General features: G+C 70.3%; 20 protein-coding genes. 9 read left to right on the forward strand and 11 right to left on the reverse strand.

Features of this window, described 5'->3' with window-relative positions:
* The first annotated feature begins 4 nt into the window (after positions 1-4).
* From ASE16_RS05220 to ASE16_RS05235, 4 genes are read left to right on the forward strand one after another with little or no spacing between them, the layout of a single operon-like run.
* Entirely contained in the window at positions 5-946 is a 942-nt protein-coding gene (locus ASE16_RS05220) for an ABC transporter permease (RefSeq protein ID WP_055891829.1), read from the forward strand.
* Positions 943-2,784, forward strand: a complete 1,842-nt coding sequence (locus tag ASE16_RS05225) for a dipeptide/oligopeptide/nickel ABC transporter permease/ATP-binding protein (protein ID WP_055891832.1) — start codon at positions 943-945, stop codon at positions 2,782-2,784. Before ASE16_RS05220 ends, ASE16_RS05225 begins: the two co-directional genes overlap by 4 nt.
* Complete coding sequence (locus ASE16_RS05230) at positions 2,781-3,620, forward strand: ATP-binding cassette domain-containing protein (protein WP_055891836.1); 840 nt, start codon at positions 2,781-2,783, stop codon at positions 3,618-3,620. The genes ASE16_RS05225 and ASE16_RS05230 overlap by 4 nt, the downstream gene beginning before the upstream one ends.
* Entirely contained in the window at positions 3,617-5,953 is a 2,337-nt protein-coding gene (locus ASE16_RS05235) for an arylsulfatase (protein ID WP_055891840.1), read from the forward strand. Before ASE16_RS05230 ends, ASE16_RS05235 begins: the two co-directional genes overlap by 4 nt.
* 75 nt (positions 5,954-6,028) lie before the next feature.
* Here the strand turns inward: ASE16_RS05235 and ASE16_RS05240 are convergent, their stop codons facing one another.
* On the reverse strand, positions 6,029-7,468 hold the full coding sequence (locus ASE16_RS05240) for an aldehyde dehydrogenase family protein (RefSeq protein ID WP_055891842.1): 1,440 nt from the start codon (positions 7,466-7,468) through the stop codon (positions 6,029-6,031).
* A 284-nt stretch (positions 7,469-7,752) separates the two neighbouring features.
* Here ASE16_RS05240 and ASE16_RS05245 point away from each other — a divergent pair, with 284 nt between their 5' ends.
* Complete coding sequence (locus tag ASE16_RS05245) at positions 7,753-9,261, forward strand: GMC family oxidoreductase (protein WP_055894289.1); 1,509 nt, start codon at positions 7,753-7,755, stop codon at positions 9,259-9,261.
* Here ASE16_RS05245 and ASE16_RS05250 read toward each other — a convergent pair.
* From ASE16_RS05250 to ASE16_RS05270, 5 genes are all read right to left on the reverse strand, one after another.
* Positions 9,242-10,504 (reverse strand): multidrug effflux MFS transporter, encoded by a 1,263-nt coding sequence (locus ASE16_RS05250; protein WP_235500378.1) that lies wholly within the window; start codon positions 10,502-10,504, stop codon positions 9,242-9,244. The genes ASE16_RS05245 and ASE16_RS05250 overlap by 20 nt on opposite strands.
* Entirely contained in the window at positions 10,501-11,517 is a 1,017-nt protein-coding gene (locus ASE16_RS05255) for an alpha/beta hydrolase (RefSeq protein ID WP_055891845.1), read from the reverse strand. Before ASE16_RS05255 ends, ASE16_RS05250 begins: the two co-directional genes overlap by 4 nt.
* A 112-nt stretch (positions 11,518-11,629) precedes the next feature.
* The gene (locus ASE16_RS05260) at positions 11,630-12,631 is read right to left on the reverse strand and encodes an alpha/beta hydrolase (protein WP_055891847.1); all 1,002 of its coding nucleotides are present in this window, start codon (positions 12,629-12,631) and stop codon (positions 11,630-11,632) included.
* A 58-nt stretch (positions 12,632-12,689) separates the two neighbouring features.
* Positions 12,690-13,670: an aldo/keto reductase gene (locus tag ASE16_RS05265; protein ID WP_235500379.1), complete on the reverse strand. Its 981-nt coding sequence runs from the start codon at positions 13,668-13,670 to the stop codon at positions 12,690-12,692.
* A gap of 78 nt (positions 13,671-13,748) precedes the next feature.
* Positions 13,749-14,915: a zinc-binding dehydrogenase gene (locus tag ASE16_RS05270; protein ID WP_082581260.1), complete on the reverse strand. Its 1,167-nt coding sequence runs from the start codon at positions 14,913-14,915 to the stop codon at positions 13,749-13,751.
* Positions 14,916-15,027: 112 nt separating this feature from the next.
* Here ASE16_RS05270 and ASE16_RS05275 point away from each other — a divergent pair, with 112 nt between their 5' ends.
* On the forward strand, positions 15,028-16,497 hold the full coding sequence (locus ASE16_RS05275; protein WP_055891850.1) for an amidohydrolase: 1,470 nt from the start codon (positions 15,028-15,030) through the stop codon (positions 16,495-16,497).
* Between the two features lie 170 nt (positions 16,498-16,667).
* On the opposite strand, the gene ASE16_RS05280 is transcribed toward ASE16_RS05275, so the two are convergent.
* Positions 16,668-17,408, reverse strand: a complete 741-nt coding sequence (locus tag ASE16_RS05280; protein ID WP_235500380.1) for an SDR family NAD(P)-dependent oxidoreductase — start codon at positions 17,406-17,408, stop codon at positions 16,668-16,670.
* 101 nt (positions 17,409-17,509) lie between these two features.
* Here ASE16_RS05280 and ASE16_RS05285 point away from each other — a divergent pair, with 101 nt between their 5' ends.
* Positions 17,510-18,484 carry an aldo/keto reductase gene (locus ASE16_RS05285; protein ID WP_200949577.1) on the forward strand — a complete coding sequence of 325 codons (975 nt, stop codon included), beginning with the start codon at positions 17,510-17,512 and terminating at the stop codon, positions 18,482-18,484.
* 129 nt (positions 18,485-18,613) lie between these two features.
* Here ASE16_RS05285 and ASE16_RS05290 read toward each other — a convergent pair whose 3' ends face one another.
* On the reverse strand, positions 18,614-19,354 hold the full coding sequence (locus ASE16_RS05290) for an alpha/beta fold hydrolase (protein ID WP_055891856.1): 741 nt from the start codon (positions 19,352-19,354) through the stop codon (positions 18,614-18,616).
* 154 nt (positions 19,355-19,508) lie between these two features.
* Between ASE16_RS05290 and ASE16_RS05295 the strand changes: the two genes are divergently transcribed.
* Positions 19,509-20,498, forward strand: coding sequence for an acetylserotonin O-methyltransferase (locus tag ASE16_RS05295; RefSeq protein ID WP_235500381.1), 990 nt, complete (start codon positions 19,509-19,511; stop codon positions 20,496-20,498).
* Between the two features lie 26 nt (positions 20,499-20,524).
* Positions 20,525-21,544, forward strand: a complete 1,020-nt coding sequence (locus ASE16_RS05300; RefSeq protein WP_235500382.1) for an MBL fold metallo-hydrolase — start codon at positions 20,525-20,527, stop codon at positions 21,542-21,544.
* Positions 21,545-21,629: 85 nt separating this feature from the next.
* Here the strand turns inward: ASE16_RS05300 and ASE16_RS05305 are convergent, their stop codons facing one another.
* From ASE16_RS05305 to ASE16_RS05315, 3 genes are all read right to left on the reverse strand, one after another.
* Positions 21,630-22,223, reverse strand: coding sequence for a TetR/AcrR family transcriptional regulator (locus ASE16_RS05305; protein ID WP_055891863.1), 594 nt, complete (start codon positions 22,221-22,223; stop codon positions 21,630-21,632).
* Between the two features lie 113 nt (positions 22,224-22,336).
* Entirely contained in the window at positions 22,337-24,001 is a 1,665-nt protein-coding gene (locus ASE16_RS05310) for an amidohydrolase (RefSeq protein ID WP_055891866.1), read from the reverse strand.
* Positions 23,998-24,897, reverse strand: coding sequence for a molybdenum cofactor biosynthesis F family protein (locus ASE16_RS05315; RefSeq protein ID WP_082581262.1), 900 nt, complete (start codon positions 24,895-24,897; stop codon positions 23,998-24,000). Before ASE16_RS05315 ends, ASE16_RS05310 begins: the two co-directional genes overlap by 4 nt.
* Positions 24,898-24,920 lie beyond the last annotated feature (23 nt).

Here is a 24,920-nt window from a genome sequence, read left to right on the forward strand (position 1 = left end):
AGACATGATCAGATTCACGGTCAAGAGGCTCGTCTCCGGCGTGATCCTCCTGCTCGTCGTGGCGACAGGCACGTTCTTCCTCGCCCACGCCGCCATCGGCGATCCGACGGCCGGGCTCCTCGGCACGTCGGCGACCCCGGCCCAGCAGGCAGCGCTCGCGGCGAAGATCGGCACAGACCGCCCGCTTCTCGTGCAATTCTGGGAGTGGGGATCACACGCGATCGTCGGAGACTTCGGCACATCATGGCGCAACTTCCAGCCGGTGAACGCCCAGATCGCGATCAAGCTGCCCGTCACCCTCTCCGTGGTGACAGCGGCCACGCTGCTCTCCGCCGTGTTCGGTGCGCTGTTCGGCGTGCTGGCAGGCCTCCGTCCCGGCTCCGTCCTCGACAAGGTCATCAAGGCGGCGTCGGTGATCCTGTTCGCTCTGCCAGGCTTCTGGGTGAGTCTGGTGCTGGTGATCTGGTTCGCGGTGAACCTGCACTGGTTCCCCGCCGTCGGCTACGTGCAGCCGTCGCAGAGTCTCGACGGCTGGCTGCGTTCGATCACCCTCCCGTCGATCGCGCTCTCGCTCGGCGCCATCGTGATGATCGCCGAACAGCTCCGCAATGCGATCATCTCCGCGAACAACCAGGACTACGTGCGCACCCTGCGCAGCCGCGGCCTCTCCCAGCCGCGCGTCGTCGTGCACCTGATCAGGAACGCTGCCCCCGCATCCCTCACCGTGCTCGCCCTCATGTTCGTCGGTCTGCTCGGCGGCGCGATCGTGGTGGAGCAGATCTTCTCCCTGCCCGGCATCGGAGCGCTCACCAGCGGCTCCTCGCAGAACGGCGACATCCCCATCCTGCTCGGCATCACCGTGGTCACCGTCATCTTCGTGGTGATCGTGAACTTCGTCCTCGACGTGGCGCTCGGCTGGATCAACCCGAAAGCGCGAGTGCAATGACGACGCCGACCGAAGTGATCATCGACCCGCGCGCAGGCCGCCGCGGCTCCACGTTCGTCCGCTTCATCAAGCGACCGGCAGGCGCGATCTCGCTCGCCGTGCTCGTGCTGGTGCTGCTGGTGGCGTTCTTCGCCCCGCTGCTGTCGCCGCACGACCCCAACTTCGTCGATCTCGCGCTGACGAAGGCGCCGCCGAGCCCCGCGCATCCACTGGGCGGGGACAGCGCAGGCCGGGATGTGCTGAGCCGCCTGATCTGGGGGACGCAGTCGACCCTGTGGGGTGCGTTCGTGACCATCCTGGTCGCCGTGGTCGTCGGCGTGCCTGCCGGGCTGGCAGCCGGATACTACGGCCGCTTCTTCGACAGGGCGGCCACCTGGGTGAGCGACGCGCTGCAGGCCATCCCCGCCATGATCATCCTGCTCATCGTCGCCGCCGGCACGCGCAACGACTTCACCGTGCTGATGGCGACGCTTGGTGTGTTCATGGCGCCCGGCTACTTCCGCCTCACCCGCTCGACTGTGCTGGCCGTGCGCAACGAGCCGTACGTGGACGCCGCCAAGGTCTCCGGCCTCGGCAACGCGCGGATCATGGCCAAGCACATCGTGAAGGCGGTGTACGCGCCCGTGATCATCCAGACCGCGCTGACCGCCGGGATGGCGATGGGGATGCAGGCGGGCCTCCAGTTCCTCGGCATCGGCGGGGCCAAGACGCCCGGCTGGGGCGCGATGATGAACGAGGGCTTCCGCAACATGCTGACCAACCCCCTGCTGCTGCTCTGGCCGTCGCTCGCGCTCGGCATCACCATCGCGGCGCTGGCGATCCTCGGCTCGACGCTCGCCGACGTGGTGAGCGTGCGGACGCCGATCGGCAGGCGGAGGAAGGGTGCGCGCACCTCCCGTGCGCGGGCGGCCGCCGCAGGTGCCGAGCCGTCGACGGTCACCTCCTCCACCGGCTCGATCGCGCACAAGTCGGCCGACTCGGCGGTGCAGCTCCAGAACCTGCGCGTGAACTACGCGACGCCGGACGGCGGGACGGTCGAGGTGGTGCACGGCATCACTCTCGACGTCGCGCCGGGCGAGGTGCTCGGCATCGTCGGCGAGTCCGGCTCCGGCAAGTCGCAGACGGTCTTCTCGATCCTCGACCTGCTCCCCGCCGGCGGCGAATACACCGCTGATGCCCTGTGGATCGGAGGTGCAGACGTCACCAGGATGCCGCACAAGGAACGGCAGAAGCTGCTCGGCCACGAGGTGGGGTACATCCCCCAGGAGCCGATGTCGAACCTGGACCCGTCGTACACGATCGGCTTCCAGCTCACCGAGCCGCTGCGCACGGTGCACAAGCTGTCCAAGGCGGACGCGAAGGCGCGCGCCCTGGCGATGCTGGAGAAGGTCGGCATCGTCGACCCTGCCAGGGTGATGAAGTCGTACCCGCACCAGCTGTCCGGCGGCATGGCCCAGCGCGTGCTGATCGCCGGGGCCATCGCAGGCAAGCCGTCGGTGCTGGTCGCCGACGAGCCGACGACCGCGCTCGACGTCACCGTGCAGGCCGAAGTGCTCGAGCTGCTGCGCGAACTGCAGCAGGAGTACCGGATGGCCCTGGTCATCGTGACCCACAACTTCGGCGTCGTCGCCGACATCTGCGACCGCGTCGTGGTGATGCGCGACGGCGGCATCGTGGAGGTCGGGACGGTCGACAGGATCTTCTCGCAGCCGACCGACCCGTACACGGCCGAGCTGATCGCCGCCTCCCTCGACGGAGCGGCCAGCAGGTCGCAGCTCGACGCGCCCCTGGCCGAGCCGACAGAACCCACCGACCCGCGGAAGGCGGTCCTCGCATGAACACCCTCCCGCAGCCGGCGCCCCTGCTCACGGCCGAGAACGTCGTGGTCGACTACGGCACCAGGCGCGGATCGTTCCGCGCCCTGAAAGAGGTCTCGATCGAGGTGGGAGCAGGCGAGTGCGTCGGCCTGGTGGGGGAGTCCGGCTCCGGCAAGTCCACTCTCGGCAAGGCGATTCTCGGCCTCGTTCCCGTCACCAGCGGCACGATCCGGTTCGACGGGGAGGAAATCACCCATCTGAAAGGCGCCAAGCGCCGGGCGCTCGCGTCGAGCATCCAGGTGGTCTTCCAGGACCCGTACGGCTCGCTCAACCCGGCCATGACGATCGGCGACATCCTCGCAGAGCCGCTCGCGACGGCGGGCACGAGCCGACGGGATGCGCGCACCACCGTCGCCGACATGCTCGACAGAGTGAAGCTCCCTTCGACCGTGATCGACCGATACCCGAAGGAGTTCTCCGGCGGCCAGCGGCAGCGCATCGCCATCGCCCGCGCCCTGGTGCGGCGACCACGGCTGATCGTCTGCGACGAGCCGGTGAGCGCGCTCGACCTCACGACGCAGGCGACGATCATCGACCTGTTCATCGAGCTGCAGCGCGACACGGGGGTTTCCTACCTGTTCGTCTCGCACGACCTCGGGGTGGTGCGCAGGATCTGCCACCGCGTGGCCGTGATGTACCGCGGGGAGATCGTGGAGACGGGCGACGGCGAGCAGGTCACGCGCGACCCTGAGCACCCGTACAGCAAGCGCCTGCTGATGGCGTCGCCGGTGGCGGACCCCGCTGGGCAGGCCGCTCGGCGTGCTGCCTGGCTGAAACTGCGCGAGCAGGCAGCGTGAGCGCCGCCGCCGGCAACGGGGCGCCGCGGGAGAGCAGAGGGTACGAGGGGTTCGGCGGCTTCGTCGCGGAGACGGCGAGCGCATCCACACCGTCCTGGCCGGCGCGCGTGCGTGCCAGAGACGGCGCGCCGAACGTGATCGTGGTGCTGCTCGACGACCTCGGATTCAGCGACCTCTCGCCGTTCGGCAGCGAGATCGCCACCCCGGCCGTGCAGGAGCTCGCCGAGACCGGTTACCGGTTCACGAACTACCACTCCACTCCGGTCTGTTCCCCTGCACGCGCAGCGCTGCTCACCGGGCTCAACCCGCATCGCGCGGGGTTCGCGTCCGTGGTGCACGCCGATCCCGGATTCCCCGGCTATGTGATGGAGATCGCGGACGACGTGCCGACCATCGCCGAGTCGTTCCGCGCATCCGGATATGCCACCTTCATGGTCGGCAAGTGGCACCTGACCACGGAGTCGAAGATGCACGACGGAGCGGACAAGGCGTCCTGGCCGCTGCAGCGCGGCTTCGATCGCTACTACGGCTCGATGGACGGCTTCACCACGCTGTTCCACCCGCACCGGCTGGTGAGCGACAACAGCCCGGTCACAGTCGACGAGTTCCCCGACGACTACTACCTGACCGACGACCTCACCGACCGCGCCATCGGGATGATCCGAGGGCTGCGCGCCAACGACGGCGACAAGCCGTTCTTCCTCTACTTCGCACACCACGCCGTGCACGGCCCGATCCAGGCGAAGGCCGCAGACATCGCGACGTATCGCGGCGCGTACGAGCGCGGCTGGGACCACATCCGGTCGGAGCGGTTCGCCAGGCAGGTGCGCGACGGGCTGTTCCCGCCGCACACGGTCCCAGCGCCGCGCAACGAGGAGCCGCTCGCCCCCGTGGCGGCGTGGGACGAGCTCAGCGACGAGCAGCGCGCGCTGTTCGCCCGCTACATGGAGGTCTACGCCGCGGCGGTCGACAACGTCGACCAGAATCTCGCGCGGCTGATGGATGCGCTGCGCGCGTCGGGCGAGTACGAGAACACGATCGTCGTCGTCGCCTCCGACAACGGAGGCACGGGCGAGGGCGGCCCAGAAGGCACCCGCAGCTACTTCAGCCAGTTCGTGCAGCTCGCCGGGCTCCCGGCAGACTGGGAGCGCGACGTGGACCGCGACCCGGAGCTGATCGGCGGTCCGCGCGTGTTCGCGCACTATCCGGCGGGATGGGCGTACGCGTCGAACACGCCGTTCCGTCTTTACAAGGGCGCGACGTACGAGGGCGGCATCCGCGTGCCCCTGGTGGTCTCCTGGCCGGCCGGGCTGCCGCGCGCTGCCGGAGACAGCGGTGTGCGGGACCAGTACACCTACGTCACCGACCTCGGTCAGACCCTGCTCTCGCTCGCCGGGGTCGCGCCGCTGTCCTCCCGCGCGGGTCTCACCGCCAAGGAGGTCGACGGCGTGCCGTTCGACAGCGTGCTGCTGGATGCGTCAGCGCCGGCGGTGCGCACCGAGCAGTACTCGGAGTTCGCCGGCAACCGCGCATTCGTCAGCGGCCGCTGGAAGATCGTCACCGACCACCACTGGGCCGATGCGTTCACCGACGCCGAGTGGCGGCTCTACGACCTCGACGCCGACCCCACCGAGCGTGTGGACCTGGCGGGGACGCATCCAGAGCTAGTCGCCGAGCTGGCCGAGCAGTGGCGTGCAGCGGGCTGGTGGAACACGGTGTTCCCGCTCGGGGACGACGGCTCGCTGTTCACCCAGCGGCCGTCGACGGAGCTGGAGCTCGAGCGGCCGGTGACGCTCTACCCAGGGACGCCGACGCTGGAGCGGTTCCGCGCGAGCAAGCTCACCAAGCTGCGCAGCTTCGACGTCGTCGTGCGCGCCGACCTCGCGTCGGGGGAGGGCACCCTTGTCGCCCACGGCGACCAGGGCGGCGGTTACGTGCTGCGCGTGTCGGACGGATCGTTGACGCTCGCATACAACGAGTACGGCAGGATGCACAGGGTCGCGGTGCCGCTCGTCGCCCTGGGCGGACAGGACGTGACGCTGCGCTTCGAGGCGCTGCCCGGCATCCGGTGGCTGATCGGCGTCGAAGCGGGCGGCGCGCGCGTCGCCTCGCTCGGCCCGGTCCTGCAGCTCGTGGGCATGGCGCCGTTCACCGGCATCAGCGTCGGCGTCGATCGCGGCGGCCCTGTCGACTGGGACGTGTACGAGCAGCGCGGGTCTTTCCCGTTCGGTGGCGCGCTGCGTTCTGTGCGCTACCTGCCGGGCGACAAGGCGGACGAGAACCCGGAGGTCATCGTGCCGATCGAGCGGGAGATCGCGCGCATCTACGAGTGAGCCCACCCAGCGAAACGGCCGCGACCCCCTCCGGAGTCGCGGCCGTTCCTGCATCCGCTCGGTTCACTGCATTCGTCAGTAGTGCAGCCACACCGACTTGGTCTCGGTGTACGCGTCGATCGCCCACGGGCCCATCTCGCGGCCCCAGCCGCTCGCCTTGTAGCCGCCCCACGGCGCCGCCATGTCGGGGATGGACGGCATGTTCACGAACACCGCACCGGCGCGGATGCCGTTGGCGAGCCGCTGCGAGGTGGCGATGTCCTTGGTCCAGACCGTCGCGGCCAGGCCGTACTCCGTGTCGTTGGCGCGGGCGATGATCGCGTCGAGCTCGTCCTCGTCCTCGTAGCTGGTGATCGAGAGCACTGGACCGAAGATCTCGTCGTGCATGATCGTCATCTCGTCGGTGACGCCGGCGAACACGGTCGGAGTGAAGAAGTAGCCGTCGCGGTCGGCGCGGACGCCTCCGGTGACAAGCTCCGCGCCCTGCTGCCTGCCGACCTCCACGAGGCGCTCCACGTGGCCGAGGTGCTTGGCGGAGACGAGCGGGCCGAGGTCGACGCCCTCCTCCATACCATTGCCGAGCCGCAGCCCTGCGACACCGCCGGCGAGCTTCTCGACGAACTCCGCCTCGCGCTTCTTGTCGACGTAGAACCGCGTGTACGCGGCGCAGACCTGCCCGGAGTTCAGGATGCTGCCGGCGATGTTTCCTCCGACCGCCGCGTCGATGTCGGCGTCCGCCGCGATGATCGACGGCGCCTTCCCTCCCAGCTCCAGCGTGAGGCGCTTGAGGTTGGAGTCCGCGCTCGCGCGGGTGATGATGCGGCCGACGGCGGTGGAGCCGGTGTACGACAGATGGTCCACATCCATGTGCTCGCTGAGCAGCGCGCCGGTCGCGCCGTCACCGGTCACCAGGTTGACCACGCCGCTCGGGATGCCGGCCTCCGCACAGAGCTCCACCAGACGGATGCTGGTGAGCGGGGTGACCTCGCTGGGCTTGATGACCACGGTGTTGCCGGTGGCGAGTGCGGGGGCGAGCTTCCAGGCGAGGATCATCAGCGGGAAGTTCCACGGCGTGACCAGCGCGTTCACGCCGACAGGCTCGCGGCGCGTGTAGTGCAGGGTGTCGGGGAACGACACAGGGTTGACGGTGCCCTGGATCTTGGTGACCCAGCCGGCGTAGTAGCGGAAGTGCTCTGCTGCTCCGGTGACGCTGACCATTTTGGAGATGCCGAGCGGCTGGCCCTGGTCGCGCGTCTCCAGGGCGGCGAGCTCGTCGTGATGCTCGTCGATCAGGTCGGCGAGACGGAACAGCAGCGCCGCACGCTGGATCGGCAGGAGCCCTGCCCACTCGGCCTTTCCGAGGGCGGCGCGGGCGGAGGCGACCGCCGCATCCACGTCGGCACGGGATGCGGTGCCGACCTCCTCGATGACCTGCTCCGTTGCGGGGTCGACGGTGGCGATGGCGCCGCCGGACGCTTCCGTCCACTCGCCGTCGATGAACAGTTTGGTGGCCACTTTCGTGCTCCTTTGCGTAGCCGGACGAGACGCGTGGCCGCCGCAGCTGGACGCCCACGCAAGCAGTATCCGTGCGGCGGACGCACGGTGTCTTGACCGGTGCGGCACGAGCGTTGTCGGTGAGCGAATGGTCGGCCGGGGGCCGTTCCCCCGCGTGCGCGTGGCGTGCGACCCTCGGGAGGACTCGAGGGAGAGGAACCGTGGTGGAGACAGTGGATGCGCACGGCCAGGTCGCGCAGGAGCGGGAGCGGGAGCGGGAGCGGTTCGCGCAGGCAGCTCGCAGCGTGATCGTCATCGGAGCGGGATCCGCCGGGTCTGTCGTCGCCAGGCGCCTGGCAGACGCCGGCGTCGCCGTGACCGTGCTCGAAGCGGGAGGGGAGGACACCAACCCGGCCATCCACGACCCCAGCAGGATGGGCGAGCTCTGGCACAGCGCGGACGACTGGGACTACTTCACCGTGCCGCAGGAGCACGCGGCAGGCCGCAGGCTGCACCTGCCGCGCGGCAAGGTGCTCGGCGGCTCGCACTCGCTCAACGCGATGATCTGGGTGCGCTGCGCCCCCGCCGACTTCGACCACTGGGCGTCGCTCGGCAACGACGGCTGGGCGTGGAGCGACGTGCTCCCCGTCTACCGGGCGATCGAGCGCTCCTCCGGTGGCGCATCCGAGCTGCGCGGTGCCGACGGGCTTCTCGACGTGACAGACGACTACCCTCTCGACCCCATCCAGCAGTCGATCGTCGACGCCGCGGTCGAAGAGGGGTTGGAGCGCAATCCGGACTACAACGGCGATCACCTCGACGGCGTCTCGCAGCAGCAGATCACCGTGCGAGACGGACGCAGGCTCAACACCTACCTCGCCTACCTCAAGCCGGCGCGCGACCGCGTCGACGTGCGCACGGGATGCTGGGTGCACCGCCTCCTGATCGCGGACGGGGACGACGGACTCCCGCGCGTGGTCGGCGTCGAGTTCGAGCGGAACGGCGAGGTGCAGGAGCTGCGCGCCGACGAGGTCGTGCTGTGCGCCGGCGCGCTGGACTCTCCGCGCATCCTGCTGCGCTCCGGCATCGGACCCGCAGGCGAGCTCGCTGCCGTCGGCATCGACTCCGTCGTCGACCTGCCGGGCGTGGGGAAGAACCTGCACGACCACCTGCTCTCCCCGGTGATCTTCACGACGGAGCGCGAGGTCGGCGCACCGAGGGAAGGCGTCTCGGTGACCCAGTCGCACCTGTTCTGGAAGTCCGACCCCGGCCTCGACGTGCCGGACACCCAGCCCATCCACTTCTCCGTGCCGATGTACCAGGACGGCATGACGGGACCGGCGGACGGGTTCAGCCTGATGGCCGGGATCGTCTCCCCGAAGGCGCGCGGCAGCGTGACCCTGTCCGGCCCAGGCGCGCACGACCCGCTGCTGATCGATCTGGATGCACTCGGTCACGCCGACGACGTGGCCTCCCTGGTCGCATCGGTGCGGCAGTGCCGCAGCATCGGCCGACGCCCGGCGCTCGCCGCCTGGGGCGCGACAGAGCTGTACCCTGGCCCCGACATCGGCGACGGCGACGACCTCGCCGACTACGTGCGGTCCACCGCCGTCACGTACCACCACCAGGTGGGGACGTGCGCGATGGGGGTGGATGCGCAGGCCGTGGTGAGCCCGCGGCTGCGCGTGCACGGGCTGAACGGCGTGCGCGTCGCCGACGCGTCGATCATGCCGCGGGTGACGACCGGGAACACGAACGCGCCGAGCGTGCTGATCGGGGAGAAGGCGGCGGCGTTCATTCTGTCGGGGGAATGACAGGAGAGACAGGAGTGGCGGGAGCGCGGAGCAGGCGCGGCACGACGGCCCAGGCGAGCACCCCTGCGATGGTGGCCGCGATGGCCACAGTGAGCGCCATCGCGATCGCCGTCGACCCGCCGAGCGAGGCGAACGGCCCGACGATCGGCCCGACCGTGAACGTGACGGTGCCGAGCACCGCCGCCGCTGTTCCCGCGCGCGCCGAGTGGGAGCCGAGGGCGAGCGTTGTGCCGTTCGGTCCGCCGACGCCGGCCGAGAACAGGAACAGCGCGAGCGAGGCGAGGATGCCGGGCAGCCCCCAGCCGAGCAGCACGGAGCAGAGCAGCAGCAGAGCGGCCGCCGCTGTCGCAAGCTGGCCGGTGAGGTACATCCGCGCCGGTCCGATTCGCCGGACGAGCAGGCGGCTGAGCTGCGCGCCGAGCAGATTGGCGAGTGCGTTGACGGCGAAGAACAGGCTGAAGAACTGCGGACTGAGGCCGTACTGGTCCTGCAGCACGAAGCTCGACATCGACAGGTAGGCGAAGAACGCGGCTCCACCGGCGGCGGCCGCGATCACGATCACGACGAACAGCCGGTCGCGCAGCAGTTCGCGCAGGTGGGTCGCCGTGGTCCGCAGACCGCCGCTGTGCCGCATCCCGGGCGGCAGCGACTCCGTCAGGCCGGTGAGGGCGATGACGAACAGGGCGAGGCCGATGCCGGTCAGCACCAGGAAGATCCCGCGCCAGCCCATCACCAGGGCGAGGGTGCCCCCGACGACCGGCGCGACGATCGGAGCGGATGCGCTGACCACTGCGAGCAGCGACAGCATCCGCGAGAGGTCGACGCCGCTGTACATGTCGCGTGCGACCGCCATCGTGATCACCAGCCCAGCCGACCCTGCGAGCCCCTGCAGCAGCCGGGCGACGAGCAGCACCTGGATGTTCGGGGCGAGCACGCAGGCGAGGGAGAACAGCGTGAACAGGGCGACGCCGATCAGCAGCGGCCGGCGTCGACCGTACCGGTCGCTGAGCGGCCCGGCGACGAGCTGGCCGATGCCGAGGCCGATCATGCAGACCGACATGGTCGCCTGGGCGAGCGCGTCGCTGGTGCCGAGAGAAGCGGCGAGCTGCGGCAGCTGCGGCAGATAGAGGTCCATCGACAGCGGCCCGAACGCCTCGAGCAGGCCGAGCACCAGGATGCTGCGGCGCACGCTCATCACCGGAATCACCGCCGTCTGCTGCGCGGCGGGCGACGGCGTGGTCACGCGACCGGTGTCGAAGCTGGAAGGCGCAGCGTGCGGCGCAGCCAGCTGTCCCTGGCGTCGAGGGCCGCTCTCGACACGATGGCGTCCGGCGAGAAGCCGGAGAAGCCGTGGTAGGCGCCGGACCAGACGTGGAGCTCCGCCTGGCCGCCCTCCGCCCAGATCCGGAGCGCGTACGCGATCGACTCGTCGCGGAACACCTCGGCGGCGCCGACCTCGATGTATGCGGGAGGCAGGCCGGACAGGGCGGCTGCCCGAGCGGGCGCGGAGTACGGCGACACCCGGTCGGTGAACCGGTCGGAGCCGAGGATCGCATCCCAGGCCGTGTCGTTGTTGTTGCGATCCCAGGCGCCGATGCCGTCGTACTGGCGGCTGGAGACGGTCTCGTTGCGGTCGTCGAGCATCGGGCAGTTGAGGAGCTGCCCGGCGAGCACGGGACCACCCCTGTCCCTGGCCATCAGGGCGACGGCGGCCGACAGGCCGCCTCCCGCGCTCGCCCCGGACACGATGATGCGCGCAGGGTCGACGCCCAGCTCTGCCGCGTTCGCCGCGAACCAGAGGAGGGCGGCGTAGCAGTCCTCCCCGGCTGCCGTGCCAGGGTGCTCGGGGGAGAGCCGGTACTCGACGGCGACGCCGACGGCGCCGTACTGCTCGGCCAGGTCGATCAGCTCGCCCGTGCCGAAGAACCGCGTGCCCAGCACCTGCCCTCCTCCGTGGATGCTCAGCACGCCTGGCGCATCCTGTGCCGGTCCGGCGGACGCCCGCTGCGGCCGGACGATGGTGATCTCCACGTCTGGCGCGCCATCAGGGCCGGGGACGACCCGATGCTCCGCCGTGACAGCGCGCCCGGCGACCTGCGCCTCGATCGGCGGGATGATCGTGGCGAAGTGCGCGCGGTTGGCGAGGATGGTGTCAGCCCGCAGCGGGATGCCTTCCACCAGCTCGAGGAACGCAGCGAGGCCCGGCTCGAGCGCGGGGTCGTACGGCACCGGGCGGATTGTGGAGTCGAGCGTCATTGCTGTCCCTTTCGTGCTGGCGGGGGGTGGTGGTGCGCGCTTTCGTGCTGGTGCGCGCTTTCGTGCTGGTGCGCGCTTTCGTGCTGGTGCGCGCTTTCGTGCTGGTGCGCGGTCAGCGGCCGAGGATGCGGCGCAGCCAGGAGAACCGGGAGGCGAGCGCCGCCCTGGTCAGCTCGCTGCCCGGCGCATACATGTCGAAGCCGTGGAATCCGCCTGACCAGACGTGCAGCTCCGCTTCGCCGCCGACCGCCCAGATGCGCGAGGCGTATTCCACGTCTTCGTCGCGGAACGGCTCGGCCGCGCCCACCTCGACGAACGCAGGCGGCAGGCCGCTCAGATCGGCGGCGCGGGTCGGCGCTGCGTAGGCTGGCGCCTCCGTGCTGTACGCGAGCTCTTCGCCCAGCACGCACTCCCAGGCGAGCAGATTGGCCTCGCGGGTCCAGGTGCCGATCCCCGCATACTGGTGGCTCGACACGGTGGTGTTGGTGTTGTCGATCATCGGGCAGAGCAGCAGCTGCCCTGCGATGGCAGGGCCCCTGCGGTCGCGCGCCATCAGGGCGACGGCGGCGGAGAACCCTCCACCGGCGCTGCCGCCCATCACGACGATCCTGTCCTGGTCGACGCCCAGCTCGGCGGCGTGCTCCGACAGCCAGGCGATGCCGGCATAGCAGTCCTCGACACCGGCGGGGAACGGATGCTCCGGAGCGAGCCGGTACTCGACGTTCACCGCGATCACGCCCAGCTCGGCCACCAGCTCGACCAGCCGCGCCGTCTCCCAGCTGCGGTGACCGACGATCATGCCGCCGCCGTGGATGTTGTAGAGCGCGGGAAGCGCTGCGCGGGTCGCGTCGTGGCCGCGCGGGGTGAGGACGGTGATCTCCAGGTCGGGGGCGCCCTCCGGGCCGGGGATGACGAGGTCGACGGCGTCGATCGGGAGGTCGCCGATGACCTCGGCGGCGCTCGGGAACAGGGTGTCCGCGCCCTCCCTGGAGAGGTGCAGGGTCTCCCTGCTGAGCGCGGGCTGCTGGTTCTGCGCCATGGCGTCGAGGACGGGGGCGATCTCCGGGTCGAACGGGACGCGGGTGACGGTGCTGGACTCTGCTGCGATGGTCATGCGTGCTCCTGGGGTGTGTGCTCTGCTGGATGGACGTGCCGGGGGTGCTTCGCCGTGCTCACGGGCCCTCGGGGTCGACGATGCCCTTGTCCGCCCAGAACGGTTCGACTGCGGCGCGCAGCCGGGCGGCGCCGACGCGCTCGACCAGGGCGACCGCATCCAGGTTCTGCTGCACCTGTTCGAGCCTGCTCGCGCCGAACAGCGTTGTCGTGGTGGCCGGGTGGGTGAGGGTGAACGCGACGGCGAGCTGCGCCGGCGTCGTGCCGAGCTCGTCGGCGACGGCGGAGAACGCGGGAACGTCGGCGACGATGCGCTCCCTGATCGCGCCGGGATCGCGGCCGACCTCACGGCCTGGCGTGACGTTGCCCGCCAGGATGCCGCCCTCCATCACATCGGACGCCTGCATGGTCAGCCCGTTGGCGAACAGCCGGGCGAACGGCTCGCCGTCCGGGATCGAGCGGCGCGCGACGCTGTACTTGAGCTGCGCGATCTGCGGGCCGGCGACCCCTTCCGCCGCTGCGATGTCGCTGAGCGACTGGATGTTCGCCGCCGACCAGTTGTTGACGCCCCACGCCCGGATCAGCTCGGCGTCGGCGAGTGCCGCCAGGTCGAGGACGATGTCGCGCAGGTCCAGGTCGTCGCGGCGCAGGTCGCCGAGGATCACCAGGTCGGCGTGCTCGCTGCCCACCCTGAGCAGCGCGTGCTCGAGCTGCGGGCGGAAGCCGCCGTCGCCGAACCCCTCCAGCCACAGCTTCTCCGACAGCAGGTAGTCCTCCCGCGGGATGCGCGCCGCCCGCACGATCGCGGAGAACAGCACGTCGGTGAACACCGGAGGCTGCATCCCGCGGAACCCGTACACGCCGACGTCGAACAGGTTGACACCGCTCTCGACGGCGAACGACACCATGTCGACCGCGTCGGCGAAGTCCATCCTGTCGTAGGTGTGCCAGGAGCCCAGAGACAGGACGGAGGCGTCGATGCCCGATGTGCCGATCGGGCGGCGGGGGATGGGGGCGGTGCTGGTGTCGCTGATGGTCACGGTGTCTCCTCGGTGGGGTTCGATGCTGGTGCGCGCATCCACGGGGTCGCGCGTGCGCGGGTTCTGGCACCCATGTGCTCAGCCGATGCGCGGGTCGATGACCGCTTTGATCTCGCCGAGCGCGGCCATCGTCGCGACCTTCTGCGACGCCTCAGCCAGCCCGACCGGCGCGCTGAACAGCTCGTCCCACGGCAGCCTGTCGCCGAAGCTGCGGAAGAACTCGATGGCCCGGTAGTAGTCGGAGATGTCGCCGTTGAGCGAGCCGACGACGGTCAGCTCCTTGCCCATGATCGTGCTGAGCGACACGGGGTCGCCCGTCGGTCCTGTGCTGCCGACCACCACGAAGGTGCCGCGCTGCGCGGCCATCGCGACCGCTTCCGGTCCGACGCTCTGCGCGCCGGCGAGGTCGAGCACGAGGTCCGCGCCCTGGCCGTCCGTCAGGTCGAGCACACGCTGCACGGTCGCCTCGGAGCCACCTGCGATGTCGACGACGTGGTCGGCTCCGAAGCGCTGCGCCACGGCGAGCCGGTCGGCCGGTGCGCCGACCGTGACGACAGTGCCTGCGCCGGAGAGGTGCGCGACCGCCGTCGCGAAGATGCCGAGCGCGCCGGAGCCCTGAACGACGACCCGCGACCCTGGACGAACGCCGCCCGCCCGATGGAAGGCGCGCAGCACGGTCTTGGCAGCGCATCCCGCCATCGACGCCCAGGTGTCCTCCACCTCGTCCGGGATCAGCAGTTTGGCTGCGCCGGGCGTCACATAGGCGTAGTCGGCGAGACCGGCGGTCGCGAACGGGGGCACGTCGGACCGCTGCAGGAAGCCGTAGCCGCGCTTCGAGCAGGCGACAGGCTCGCGCAGGACGGTGCAGCCGAAGCACTCCCCGCAGGTGGACTCAGACCAGCCGATGCGGTCGCCGACGCTGAGCGCGCGACCGAGCGCATCCCTGGTGCCGGTGCCGACCGCGACGATCTCGCCCACCATCTCGTGCCCGAGGATCATCGGCAGCATGCCGGGGAAGGTCATCTTCCCTGACCAGATCTCGATGTCGGTGCCGCACAGCGTCGCACAGTGGATGCGCACGAGCGCCGCGCCAGGTTCGAGCGTGTCTGGCAGGGGCACGTCCTGCATGGTGAGCGGTTCGCCGTGCGCCGTGAGGACGGCGGCGCGGGTGCTGCGCGGGAGGGCGGGCGCGTCGGTCGCCGACGCGTCGGTCGTTGGTGCGGTGGTGGTGCCTGGATTCGCCATCGAAGTCTCCGTTCCGTTCGACGGAATCCGGTGGCCTCACTGCGCATCCGGTCGTCGATGTGGGTTATTCTACATACGTTGACCAAAATAGCGAGCCTCTCGAGGAGGAGAAGTGCAGCGACGCGACACCCCAGACCCCAGCGCAGACCTCGTTCTGCGCGGCGGGACCGTGCACACCCTCGACGAGGACGACACAACGGGCACGGCCATCGCCATCCGCCACGGCCGGGTGCTGCGCGTCGGAAGCGATGCGGAAGTGACCGCATCCATCGGCCGCCGCACCCGTGTGATCGAGCTCGACGGGCGCGCGGTGATCCCTGGCATCAACGACTCCCACCTGCACGCGACGTGGCTGGGCGCGATGTGGCCGGAGACGGTGTTCGGGGCGGCGGGGGCGGCGGTTTCCGGCTCGACGGGGGATGCGGGTGGCGATTCCGCTCCTGCTGCCCCGGAGTCCGCGGATTCCGACCCGCACGACACCTCCCGCTCCGCGCCTCTCGTCACCACGCGCGCCGAGCGCCGGGCGGCGATCCTCCGCGCGGGAGAGCTGATCGCCTCGCTCGGCATCACCAGCTACACCGAGCCGGGCATCGGCCCCGGCGAGGACGCAGGGGCGACGGGCTGTTTCGCCCAGGACGTGTTCGATGCATACGTCGAGCTCGAAGCGGAGCGCCTCCTCACCGCGCGGGTCAACGTGCTCGCGCTGTTCGGGGTGCTCGACGGCCCGAGCACCCTCCACGAGGTGACAGCGGGTCTGCGTTCCCTGGAGCGCGAGACCACCAGGCCGGCCTGGCTGCGCGTCGCCGGCGTCAAACTGTTCGCCGACGGCATCCCGCCGATGCACCAGGCGTGGACCAGGCACCGCTACCCCGATGGCACGTCCGGTGGTCTCCTGGTGGCCGGTCTCGACGCTGACGAGCGAGCGGACAACCTCCGCAGGATGATCCTCGAAGCCAATCGCCTCGGCTACCAGGTGGGCATCCACGCCACGGGAGACCGCACCATCGACACGGCCGTCTCCGCGGTCGAGGACGCCATGCGCGACAGCAGGATGGAGCTGCGGCACTACATCATCCACGGCGACCTGGTGACCCCTGGCGCCCTCTCCAGGATGGCCGCGCTCGGGATGGGCCTGAATGTGCAGCCTGGGATCGCGGTCGCGACCGCGTCCTGGCTGGCGGCGGTCCTGGGCGACGAGGTCGCCGCATCCGCGTGGCCGATCGCGGCGGCGACCCGGGCGGGCGTGTCGGTGTCGCTCAGCTCCGACGCCCCCATCCTCGCCCCGGACTGGCGTCAGGGCATCGCCGACGCCGCCGCCTGGCTCGGCGCACCTGCCAGCGGCCACGAGGCTGAGGTCGACCGGATGCGCGCCATGCTCCGCGGCTACACGGTCGCCCCGGCGCGTCAGGACGGCGCCGACCCGTGGAAGGGCACGCTCGAGCCCCGCAAGGTCGCCGACTTCTGCGTGCTCGAGACCGACCCGCTGCACGTCCCGGCCGCGGAGCTGCCGGCCGTCGGCGTGGACCTGACGGTCGTCGACGGCGAGCTCGTCTACGAGCGCCTGCCCACGTACTCGCGCTGACGCGCTGCGTTGCGCTGCGCTATCGGCCTCCGTCCGGAAGGCGAATCCGCGCGAACCGTCGCGAAGCTCCGTCCAGACGGAGATTCCGCGCGAACCGTCGCGAAGCTCCTTCCGGACGGAGGATGGTGCGGCGTGTCGCTCGCGATCTCCTTCGGACGGACCGCGCGCCGTCAGACCAGCAGCTGGCCGCCGTCGACCGCCAGGCTCGTCCCGGTGATGTGCGCCGCTCCCTGGCCGGCCAGGAAGAGGACGGCCGGGGCGATGTCGTCCACGTCCGCGAGCTTTCCGAGCGGGATGCGCGCCGCCCAGGCCGCGCGCTCGGGCGACCCTTCCGGCATACCGAGCTGCAGCATCGGGGTGAGTACCGGCCCTGGCGCGACGGCGTTGACGCGGATGCCGGCCGGCGCGAGTTCGATGGCCGCCCAGCGGGTGATCGAGTCGACCGCCGCCTTGCTGGATTCGTACGCGCCCATCCCCGGCGTCGGCTGGCGTCCTCCGATGGAGGAGATGTTGACGATCGCGCCGCGGGTCCCCGCCGCGGTCATCTGGCGGGCGACTGCCTGCGTCACGGCGAACGTGCCGAGGATGTTGACGCGCACGATCGCGTCGTATGCGGCGACGCTGAGGTCGGTGAGGCGTCCGTGCACCGACAGGATGCCCGCGTTGTTGACGAGCACGTCGATCGGGCCGTGGTCGGCGGCGATCTCCTCGACCGCCGCGGCCACGGCGGCCTCGTCTGTGATGTCGGCGGCGATGGCGGATGCGCCGATCTCGCTCGCGACGCGGGCGACGGTGTCGGCGTCGACATCGGCGAGGACGACACGGTCGCCGTTCTCGATGAACGCCTCGGCGATGCCGCGGCCGATGCCGCCGCCTCCACCGGTGATGAGCACAGTGCGGGTTTCGGTCACGGATCTCTCCCTCTCAGGCATCGCGCCACCATGTCATGACGCCGACTGCAGTTATATTATACAAACGTAGAAAAAAGCGAAGCTGCTTCAGGAGGCCAGTCGTGTCATTCACCGGAACCGTCCCCACCCGCGCACTCGGCCCAGGCGGCCCCGAGGTGCCCGTCTTCGCACTCGGGTCGTGGAACACCTGGGACAGGATGGAGTTCGACGACGCGGTCTCGCTCATCCGGCGCGCGCACGAGGTCGGGGCAGCGTTCTTCGACGTCGCGCACTACAACATGGGCCCGCACGCGGAGAACGCGAAGACCGACCTGATCTTCGGCGAGGCTGTGCGTGCATCCGGTCTCGGCCGCGACGAGTACCTTCTCTGCGGCAAGCTCTGGCTGTGGGAGTATCCGCAGACGACGTTCGCCGACCAGATGCGGACCTCGCTCGACCGCATCGGCGTCGACAAAGCCGACCTGGTCGTCGTCGGCGACTATTTCGGCGAGGTGGATGTGCGCTCCATCGTCACCGATGTCGCCGCCGAGATCGCGGCAGGGCGCTTCGACGCCTGGGGCGTCAACAACTGGGCGATCGACGATGTGCGACTCGCCATCGCGTTCGCGCACGAGAGCGGACTGACCCCTCCGACCTTCGCGCAGCTCAAGTACGGGCTGGTCCGCCGCACGATGGCGGAGGGCTCGTACTACGGCGATCTGTTCCGCTCCGGCGCGCTCGCGCTGCAGGCGTCGGACGTGTTCGAGGGCGGTATCCTCGCCGGAAAGCTCGCGCCGTCCCGCAAGATCGGCGCGGACGTCGGCGGCATCCGGGAGCGGATCGTGGCTGCGTACCCGCGCGTGCTGCAGATCGCGGACGGCTTCGGCGCGACCCCGACACAACTCGGTCTCGCGTTCGTGCTCGCGCACCCCGCGACGGCCAATGTCCTCTTCGGTGTCAGCCGTGCCGACCAGCTGGAAGACAACCTCGGCGCGCTGGCCATGCTCGACCGGGTGGGGGTGGACGCGCTTCGTGCGGCGACAGAGGAACTGTGGCTTGACCGCGAGGTGAACGCGGACGGCACGTGGAGCATCTGATGCGTGTGATGCGTCTGGTGCGTCTGATGCGTCTGGTGCGTCTGATGCGTCTGGTGCCTCTGATGCTGGTGGGGTAGCGCGAGGCGGATCGCCGGGCGTCGAGGCAGGCGTTGGGGCCTGGCGGATGTGTCACTCCGCCAGGTACGCCACCGCCGCCTCCCGGAACTCGGCGCTGTCCAGCGCGCCTCTGTGGTCGCCAGGCACACGCACGATGCTCGCCCCCGGCACGGCGGCGACGAGCTGCTCGATGCCGCCCGACATGGGATCCTCCGAACCGGCGACGAACAGGGTCGGCACGTCCGGCGCGCCGTCCTGGGGTGAGAACGGTTCAGAGCCGAGTCCGGCGATGAGTGCCACGAGGGACGCGGTGTCCCTGCCAAGCGCGGACACCATGCCCGCCATCATCCCGGTCAGCGGGTCGATGGTCGCGCCCGCCTCCGCCCCCGCCCCTGTCGCCAGGAGGAGCGCATCCACATCCACTGCCGCGAACGGCTCGAACGGGCTCAGGCCGCCCAGCACCATGCGGCGCACCCGGTCCCCGGATGCGGAGGGCAGCTCCCAGGCGAGGCGCGCGCCGAGCGAGTACGCGACCACATCCACCTGGTCGACGCCGAGCGTGTCGATGGCGGCGACGATGGTGTCGACCACCGCCGTCGTGGTGGCGGATTCGGCGGCGACCGCCGGGGAGGCGCCGTGGCCGGGGAGATCGACGAGGTGGCTGGTGCGGCCGGCGTCGGCGAGCGCCTGGGGCCAGCCGGTCGCCGCGAAGTCCTCGTGTCCGCTCGATGCGAAGCCGTGCAGGAGCACCACAGGGGGCAGGGACGCGCCTGGCGCGACGATGGTCTGAATGCTGAGGGGAGGGGTGGGCATGTTGGTCTCCTTCGACGACTACCTGTTTTTCTATGTTAGTAGAAAATAAACGTCAACGTCTGTAGAGTCAGGTCATCTCCACTCAGACATCGCCGTCCGGAGGTCATCGCAATGGAAGGCCAGCGGCGGCGCCACGACAGAAAGAGCGTGACAAGTGACCTCAACCCGTGCAGCAACGCCAGAAGCGATCGTGGACATCGCCATCGGTTTCATGGGCGCGAAGCAGCTCTTCGCCGCCAGTCGCGTCGGCCTGTTCACCGCCCTCGCGGACGGCCCCCTCGACGTGGCGGGTCTCGCAGCGGCGACCACGGTCTCCGAGCAGCAGATCCGCGTGCTCGCTGACAGCATGGCGGCCCAGGGCCTCCTCACCAGGACGGATGGGCGCTACGAGCTCACCCAGGATGCAGCCGCCTACCTCACCGGCGATCGCGCGGACATCGACCTCGCCCCGTTCCTCGCCTTCCTCAACGCGACCAGCTACCCGCAGTGGCTCGGCTACGACTCGACCGTCGACACCAACGACGCAGGCGTCCTCGACCTCGACGACGCAGGCTGGGGAGCGTTCCTCGACGGCGTCATGACATACAACGAGCTGCACGCGGCGATGCTCGTGCGCCACTTCGACTTCGCGCCATACCGCAACGCGCTCGACCTCGGCGGTCTCAGCCCGGCGTTCGCCGCTCAGGCGATGCGCGCGAACCCCGACCTGCGAATGCGTTTCGTGTTCGACCAGCAGTCGGTGCCGTCCGTGCAGGCGGCCGTGGATGCGGCGGGGCTCGCCGACCGCTCTGTGGTCGAGGGCGCGGAGACGGCGACGGCGGAGCCGGGAGGGGAACACGACCTCGTGCTCGTCAATCACGTGATCCACCGCTTCAGCGACGCGGAGAACCGCGCGATTCTGCAGCACGCCCGGGCCGCAGCCGCGCCCGGGGCGACCCTGGTGGTGCTCGACTTCTTCCTCGACGACGACCAGGAGCAGCGCAAGATCGACGCCCTGCACGCCGGCGAGTACTACAACATCGACGGAACGGTCGTCTACCAGGAGTCCGTGGTGCGCGAGTGGCTCGCGGCAGCGGGCTGGACACCGCGCGGCACGATCGCCCTCCCCGGCAGCCCGCGCATCCTGGTCGCCGACGCCGCCTGACCCCGCGCGGCCGGTAGCCTGACGGGGTGACGGAGACGCGGGCCCAGGAGGTCGGTGCTGGCGTGCACGCGGTTCGCGTGCCGATGGCGCCTGGCGGTCTCCCGTACAGCCTGTGCTACCTGGTCGAGGACGCGAGCGGGCGCATCCACGTGGTCGACCCTGGCTCTGCAGGCGCTGGCAATCTCGCCTGGCTCACCGAAGCCCTGCAGGGCATCGGCCACGGGATGCGGACGGTCGCCTCGATCGTCGTGACCCACCTGCACCCCGACCACCTCGGCCTCGCGTTCGACCTGAGCGCTGCCGCCGGAGCGCCCATCCTGCTGCACGAGCGGGAACGGAATGCGCTGCTCGGGGCCGGGGCCGGGGCCGGGAACGGGGACGGGGACGGGGACGGGGGCTGGCCCACCGCGCCTGACCCTGCCGCGCGGCTCGACGGCTGGGGCATCCCGGACGAACGGCGGCAGGAGCTGTTCGCGGCGATGGCCAGACCAGCGGTGTCGGCCGCGGTGCCGGACGGGGCCGCCGAGCGGATCGTCGGCGTCGCAGACGGCGACCTGCTCCCGGTCCCCGGACGCAGCATCCGGGTGCTGTGGACACCGGGGCACACGGCCGGCCATCTGTGCCTCGACGACGCCGATAACGGGATGCTCTTCACCGGCGACCACGTGCTGCCCACGGTCAACCCTGGCATCGGGCTCGGCGCCGGGTTCACCAGGAACCCGATCGCCGACTACCTCGAATCGCTCGAACGCGTCGCTGCTCTCGGCGATCGCACGGTGGCTCCCGGCCACGAACGGGTGTTCGGCGCGCTGGGGGAGCGCTGCGACGAGCTGTCGCGGCACCACCTGCGACGGACGCGGGAAGTGGTGGCGCGGCTGGCGAAGGGCGACGAGCCCAGTGTGTGGCAGATCGCGCGATCCCTGACCTGGACGGGCGGCTGGGAGGGCCTCGGCGGCTTCACCCTCCTGTCCGCGCTCGCGCAGACCGCGATGCACGCGGAGTTCGCGCGTTCCGCTGACGCACGGCGATACGTGGGCGCCGGGTAGTCGCTCGCGGTACAGGGGCGCGTCGGCTAGCCGCGTCACGCTCGCGCCGCGCTCTGCGCCGCGGCGCCTCGCTCCGTCGCGGACGTCAGGCGGTCGTGATCCGGTCGAAGAACGCGTCGAGCTGAGCCTCCAGCAGGGCGGGGGTCGACAACTCCGGGGCGATCAAGCTCATCACGTTCGCGCCGACGTTGATGAGGACGATCTCATCGACCAGCTGCTCGTCGGGGGTGGGCGTGACGATGTCGCCGTCCGCCCTGCCCTGCTCGATGTACGTGCGCAGGCCACTGCGCCAGCTGGTCAGGTGGGAGAGGTACGCCTGGTGCAGGTCGTCGTTCGACATCGCCCGCTCCCAGAAACTCAGGAGGACGCGGCCGGCGACGATCGCCTCCTCGGTGAGCGGCGCTGACGCGTACACGATCGCGCGGAGGGCGGCGAGGCCGGTGGCGTCGCCGACGGCAGAGGCCACCCCCTCGCTCATCATGCCGAGGGCGCGGTCGTACGTGCCCTGGATGATCTCGTCCTTGCCGGGGAAGTAGTGCTTCAGCGCGCCGTTGGCGAAACCGGCCTCGCTGGCGATCTCCCGCATCGTCGCCGCCTCGAGGCCGCCTTTGACGATCAGCGCCCAGGTCACGTCGATGATGTCGGAACGGCGCTGATCGTGGTCGATCACCTTGGGCATACGGCTCCCCTCGAAAACGCGCTGCGACTCGGCCCCGATGGCGTCGTCGGCACGAACAGCAGCGTTGTCAACAAGTGTAGGGTAACCGCCCTCCCACACGGCGGAAGCGGGGGTCAGTTGCGCGAGAAGACCTGCTCACCCCCGAAATACGTCTGCTCGACGGTGACCAGGTGCAGCTCATCGGCCGGAATCCCGAACGGATCCCGGTCGAGCACCACGAAGTCGGCGGACTTGCCCGGCTCTATCGAGCCTGTGACGGCTCCGAGGCCCATCGCCGTCGCGCCGTTCACGGTGAACACCTCGATCGCCTCCGCGAGCGTGATGGCCTGCTCGATCCCGAGCACACCGTCGCGCTGCCCGGACGGGTCTGCGCGCGTCACGAGCCCTTCGATGCCCTCCCAGGCGTTCGGCGTCTCGCTCACCGGCCAGTCGGAGCCTCCGGCGACGAGGGCGCCGGAGTCGATCAGTGCGCGGTTCGGCTGCAGCCCTGCGACCTCGTCCGCTGGACGAACGGTGCTCAGCGCGTCCGCGATCACGCCGGGGAACCACAGGAAGGGCGAGATGTCGGCGGACACCTCGAGCTGCGCGAATCGCGGCAGGTCGCTCTCGGCGATGAACTGTCCGTGCGCGATCTGGTAGAGCGGGGCGGCGTGGCCCTCCGCGCGCACGGTCTCGACCGCATCCAGGACCATGCGCACAGCGGCGTCGCCCGAGCAGTGGATCTTGGCGGAGATGCCCTGCGCCGCGGTGCGGCGCAGCCAGTCGAGCAGCTCGTCAGCAGGCATCGTGGTCGTGCCGTGGAAGTGTGCGCCGTGTGCGTCGGACGGCAGGTACGGCTCCAGGAAGGCGCCGCTGTGGGCCGGCGGCGTTCCATCCAGGAAGATCTTGATGAAGTCCGGTCGGTGATGCTCGCCGGTGAGCTCAGCGCGGTGCGCGATCAGCGCATCCCCGAGCTCGGCGTATCCGAAGATCTGATCGTTGACGGTCATCGAGGACACGACCCACGCGCGCAGCTCACCCCGGTCGTCGAGAGCCTTCAGCGCCCGCATCTGGTCGAGCGAGATCGCCGCATCCTGGAACGCCGTGATCCCGTAGGAGTGCACGATGCCGATGGCGTGCGCAGAGGACTGCTCCTGCTGCGCGGCGGTCAGTGCGACGGCAGGCCTGGCGACGTCCTCCACGAGCAGGCCGGCCGCTTCGAGCAGCACGCCGCTCGGCTCGCCCGTCTCCGGGTCGCGCATGATGACGCCGCGCTCCGGGTCTGGAGTGGCTGCGTCGATCCCGGCGAGTTCGAGCGCCCGCGAGCTCGCCCAGCGGTTGTGGTGGCTGTCGTCGGTGAGGAGCACGGGACGTCCCCCTGCTGCTTCGTCGAGCCCGCGCCGCGCCTGGGCGTGCCCGAGCAGGTCGAGGAGTCCCGTGCCCCAGCTGCTGCCGACGATCCACTCGTCTGGACCCTTCGTCGCGGCGTACGCGCGCACCGCGGAGAGGATCTCGTCGTAGCTCGCGGTGTTCGAGAAGGTCAGCTCGAACAGCGCGGCCCGCCCGGCGTGGGAGTGGTGGTTGTGCACGTCGACGAGGCCAGGCATGACGAACGCTCCGTGGAGGTCGAGCACGGTGGTCGACGGACCGCGAAGCGCGGCGACCTCGTCCGACGAACCGACCACGACGATGCGTCCTCCGCGCACCGCGAAGGCTTCAGCGTGCGAGCGCTCGCCGTCCACCGTGTAGACGGCGGCGTTCGTGACGAGAAGGTCGGCCGCCCCGTCGACGTTGCTCATCGCGTCGTGCCCGCAGCGTCGGCAGAGCCGCCCGCGGAGTCGGCGCCCGCACCCGAGGCGCCCTCTGTCGCGCCGGCGGCCGGGTCGTACGGCTCCGGATGCACGGTGTTACTCAGCAGCCGCCCGTACGCCCCGAAGGTGAAGTGCGTCGGCACCTCGCCCGACTCGTCGAGCCCGAACAGCACGCCGTGCGACCGGATCGAACGCACGTTGCGGTGGTCGGCGATGGTCACCGACGCGCACGGGATGACCTTCTCGCGCCAGGTGAACACGTAGATGCCCGGCCGGATCTGCCAGACCGAGTTCTCGTCGGTGTCCGCCAGCCCCTTCTCCGGCCCCGCGAGGCACTGCCAGGTGTACCACTGGGGGCTCAGGTAGACGTGCTCGTATGCGTGCTGGCTGCTGTACACCCACATCACGCGGCGGCCGATCAGGGCCGTCGTCGGGGCGGGCTCGGCTCCTGTCGTCTCGATCCCGTCGATCAGGGACGGAACGAACAGCTGACGCACGGCTGTGGTGCCGGGGAACTGGTCGCCGATGCCCTGGATGACCGACAGCGCGCGTCCGTTGGTCAGGTCGAGGACGAGCGATACGGCCTCGTCCGGCTGATGCTGGTGGTGGAACTGCGCGAAGTACAGCCCGGTGTCGACCTCGAACGCCTCGTACGGATCGGTGCCGGAGGACGCGGGGATCGCGTCCGCCGGTCCAGGCTGGTACTCCCACTCGACGCTGTCCGCGCCGAACCGGTGCACGATCCGCGTGCCACGCTCGTCGACGAGTGTGACGGTGCGTCCGGCGAGGTCCCCGCTCGGCTCTGCCTTGTTGGCGTCGAACCCCGGGGCGAGCCCGTCGAGTGGCAGCCAGGTGGAGGTGTCCGACAGGGTGAGTGCGCTCATGATGTCTCCGTTTCGATGTGGCG

This window comes from Leifsonia sp. Root227, from assembly GCF_001428745.1.
Taxonomy (GTDB): Bacteria; Actinomycetota; Actinomycetes; order Actinomycetales; family Microbacteriaceae; genus Leifsonia.

What these genes read in the sequence shown, in the direction of transcription:
- ASE16_RS05270 (WP_082581260.1), bottom strand. Translation starts at nt 14,915, where the DNA reads ATGGCGAATCCAGGCACCACCACCGCACCAACGACCGACGCGTCGGCG.
- ASE16_RS05255 (WP_055891845.1), bottom strand. Translation starts at nt 11,517, where the DNA reads ATGACGCTCGACTCCACAATCCGCCCGGTGCCGTACGACCCCGCGCTC.
- ASE16_RS05305 (WP_055891863.1), bottom strand. Translation starts at nt 22,223, where the DNA reads ATGCCCAAGGTGATCGACCACGATCAGCGCCGTTCCGACATCATCGAC.
- ASE16_RS05225 (WP_055891832.1), top strand. Translation starts at nt 943, where the DNA reads ATGACGACGCCGACCGAAGTGATCATCGACCCGCGCGCAGGCCGCCGC.
- ASE16_RS05260 (WP_055891847.1), bottom strand. Translation starts at nt 12,631, where the DNA reads ATGACCATCGCAGCAGAGTCCAGCACCGTCACCCGCGTCCCGTTCGAC.
- ASE16_RS05315 (WP_082581262.1), bottom strand. Translation starts at nt 24,897, where the DNA reads ATGAGCGCACTCACCCTGTCGGACACCTCCACCTGGCTGCCACTCGAC.
- ASE16_RS05310 (WP_055891866.1), bottom strand. Translation starts at nt 24,001, where the DNA reads ATGAGCAACGTCGACGGGGCGGCCGACCTTCTCGTCACGAACGCCGCC.
- ASE16_RS05220 (WP_055891829.1), top strand. Translation starts at nt 5, where the DNA reads ATGATCAGATTCACGGTCAAGAGGCTCGTCTCCGGCGTGATCCTCCTG.
- ASE16_RS05230 (WP_055891836.1), top strand. Translation starts at nt 2,781, where the DNA reads ATGAACACCCTCCCGCAGCCGGCGCCCCTGCTCACGGCCGAGAACGTC.
- ASE16_RS05290 (WP_055891856.1), bottom strand. Translation starts at nt 19,354, where the DNA reads ATGCCCACCCCTCCCCTCAGCATTCAGACCATCGTCGCGCCAGGCGCG.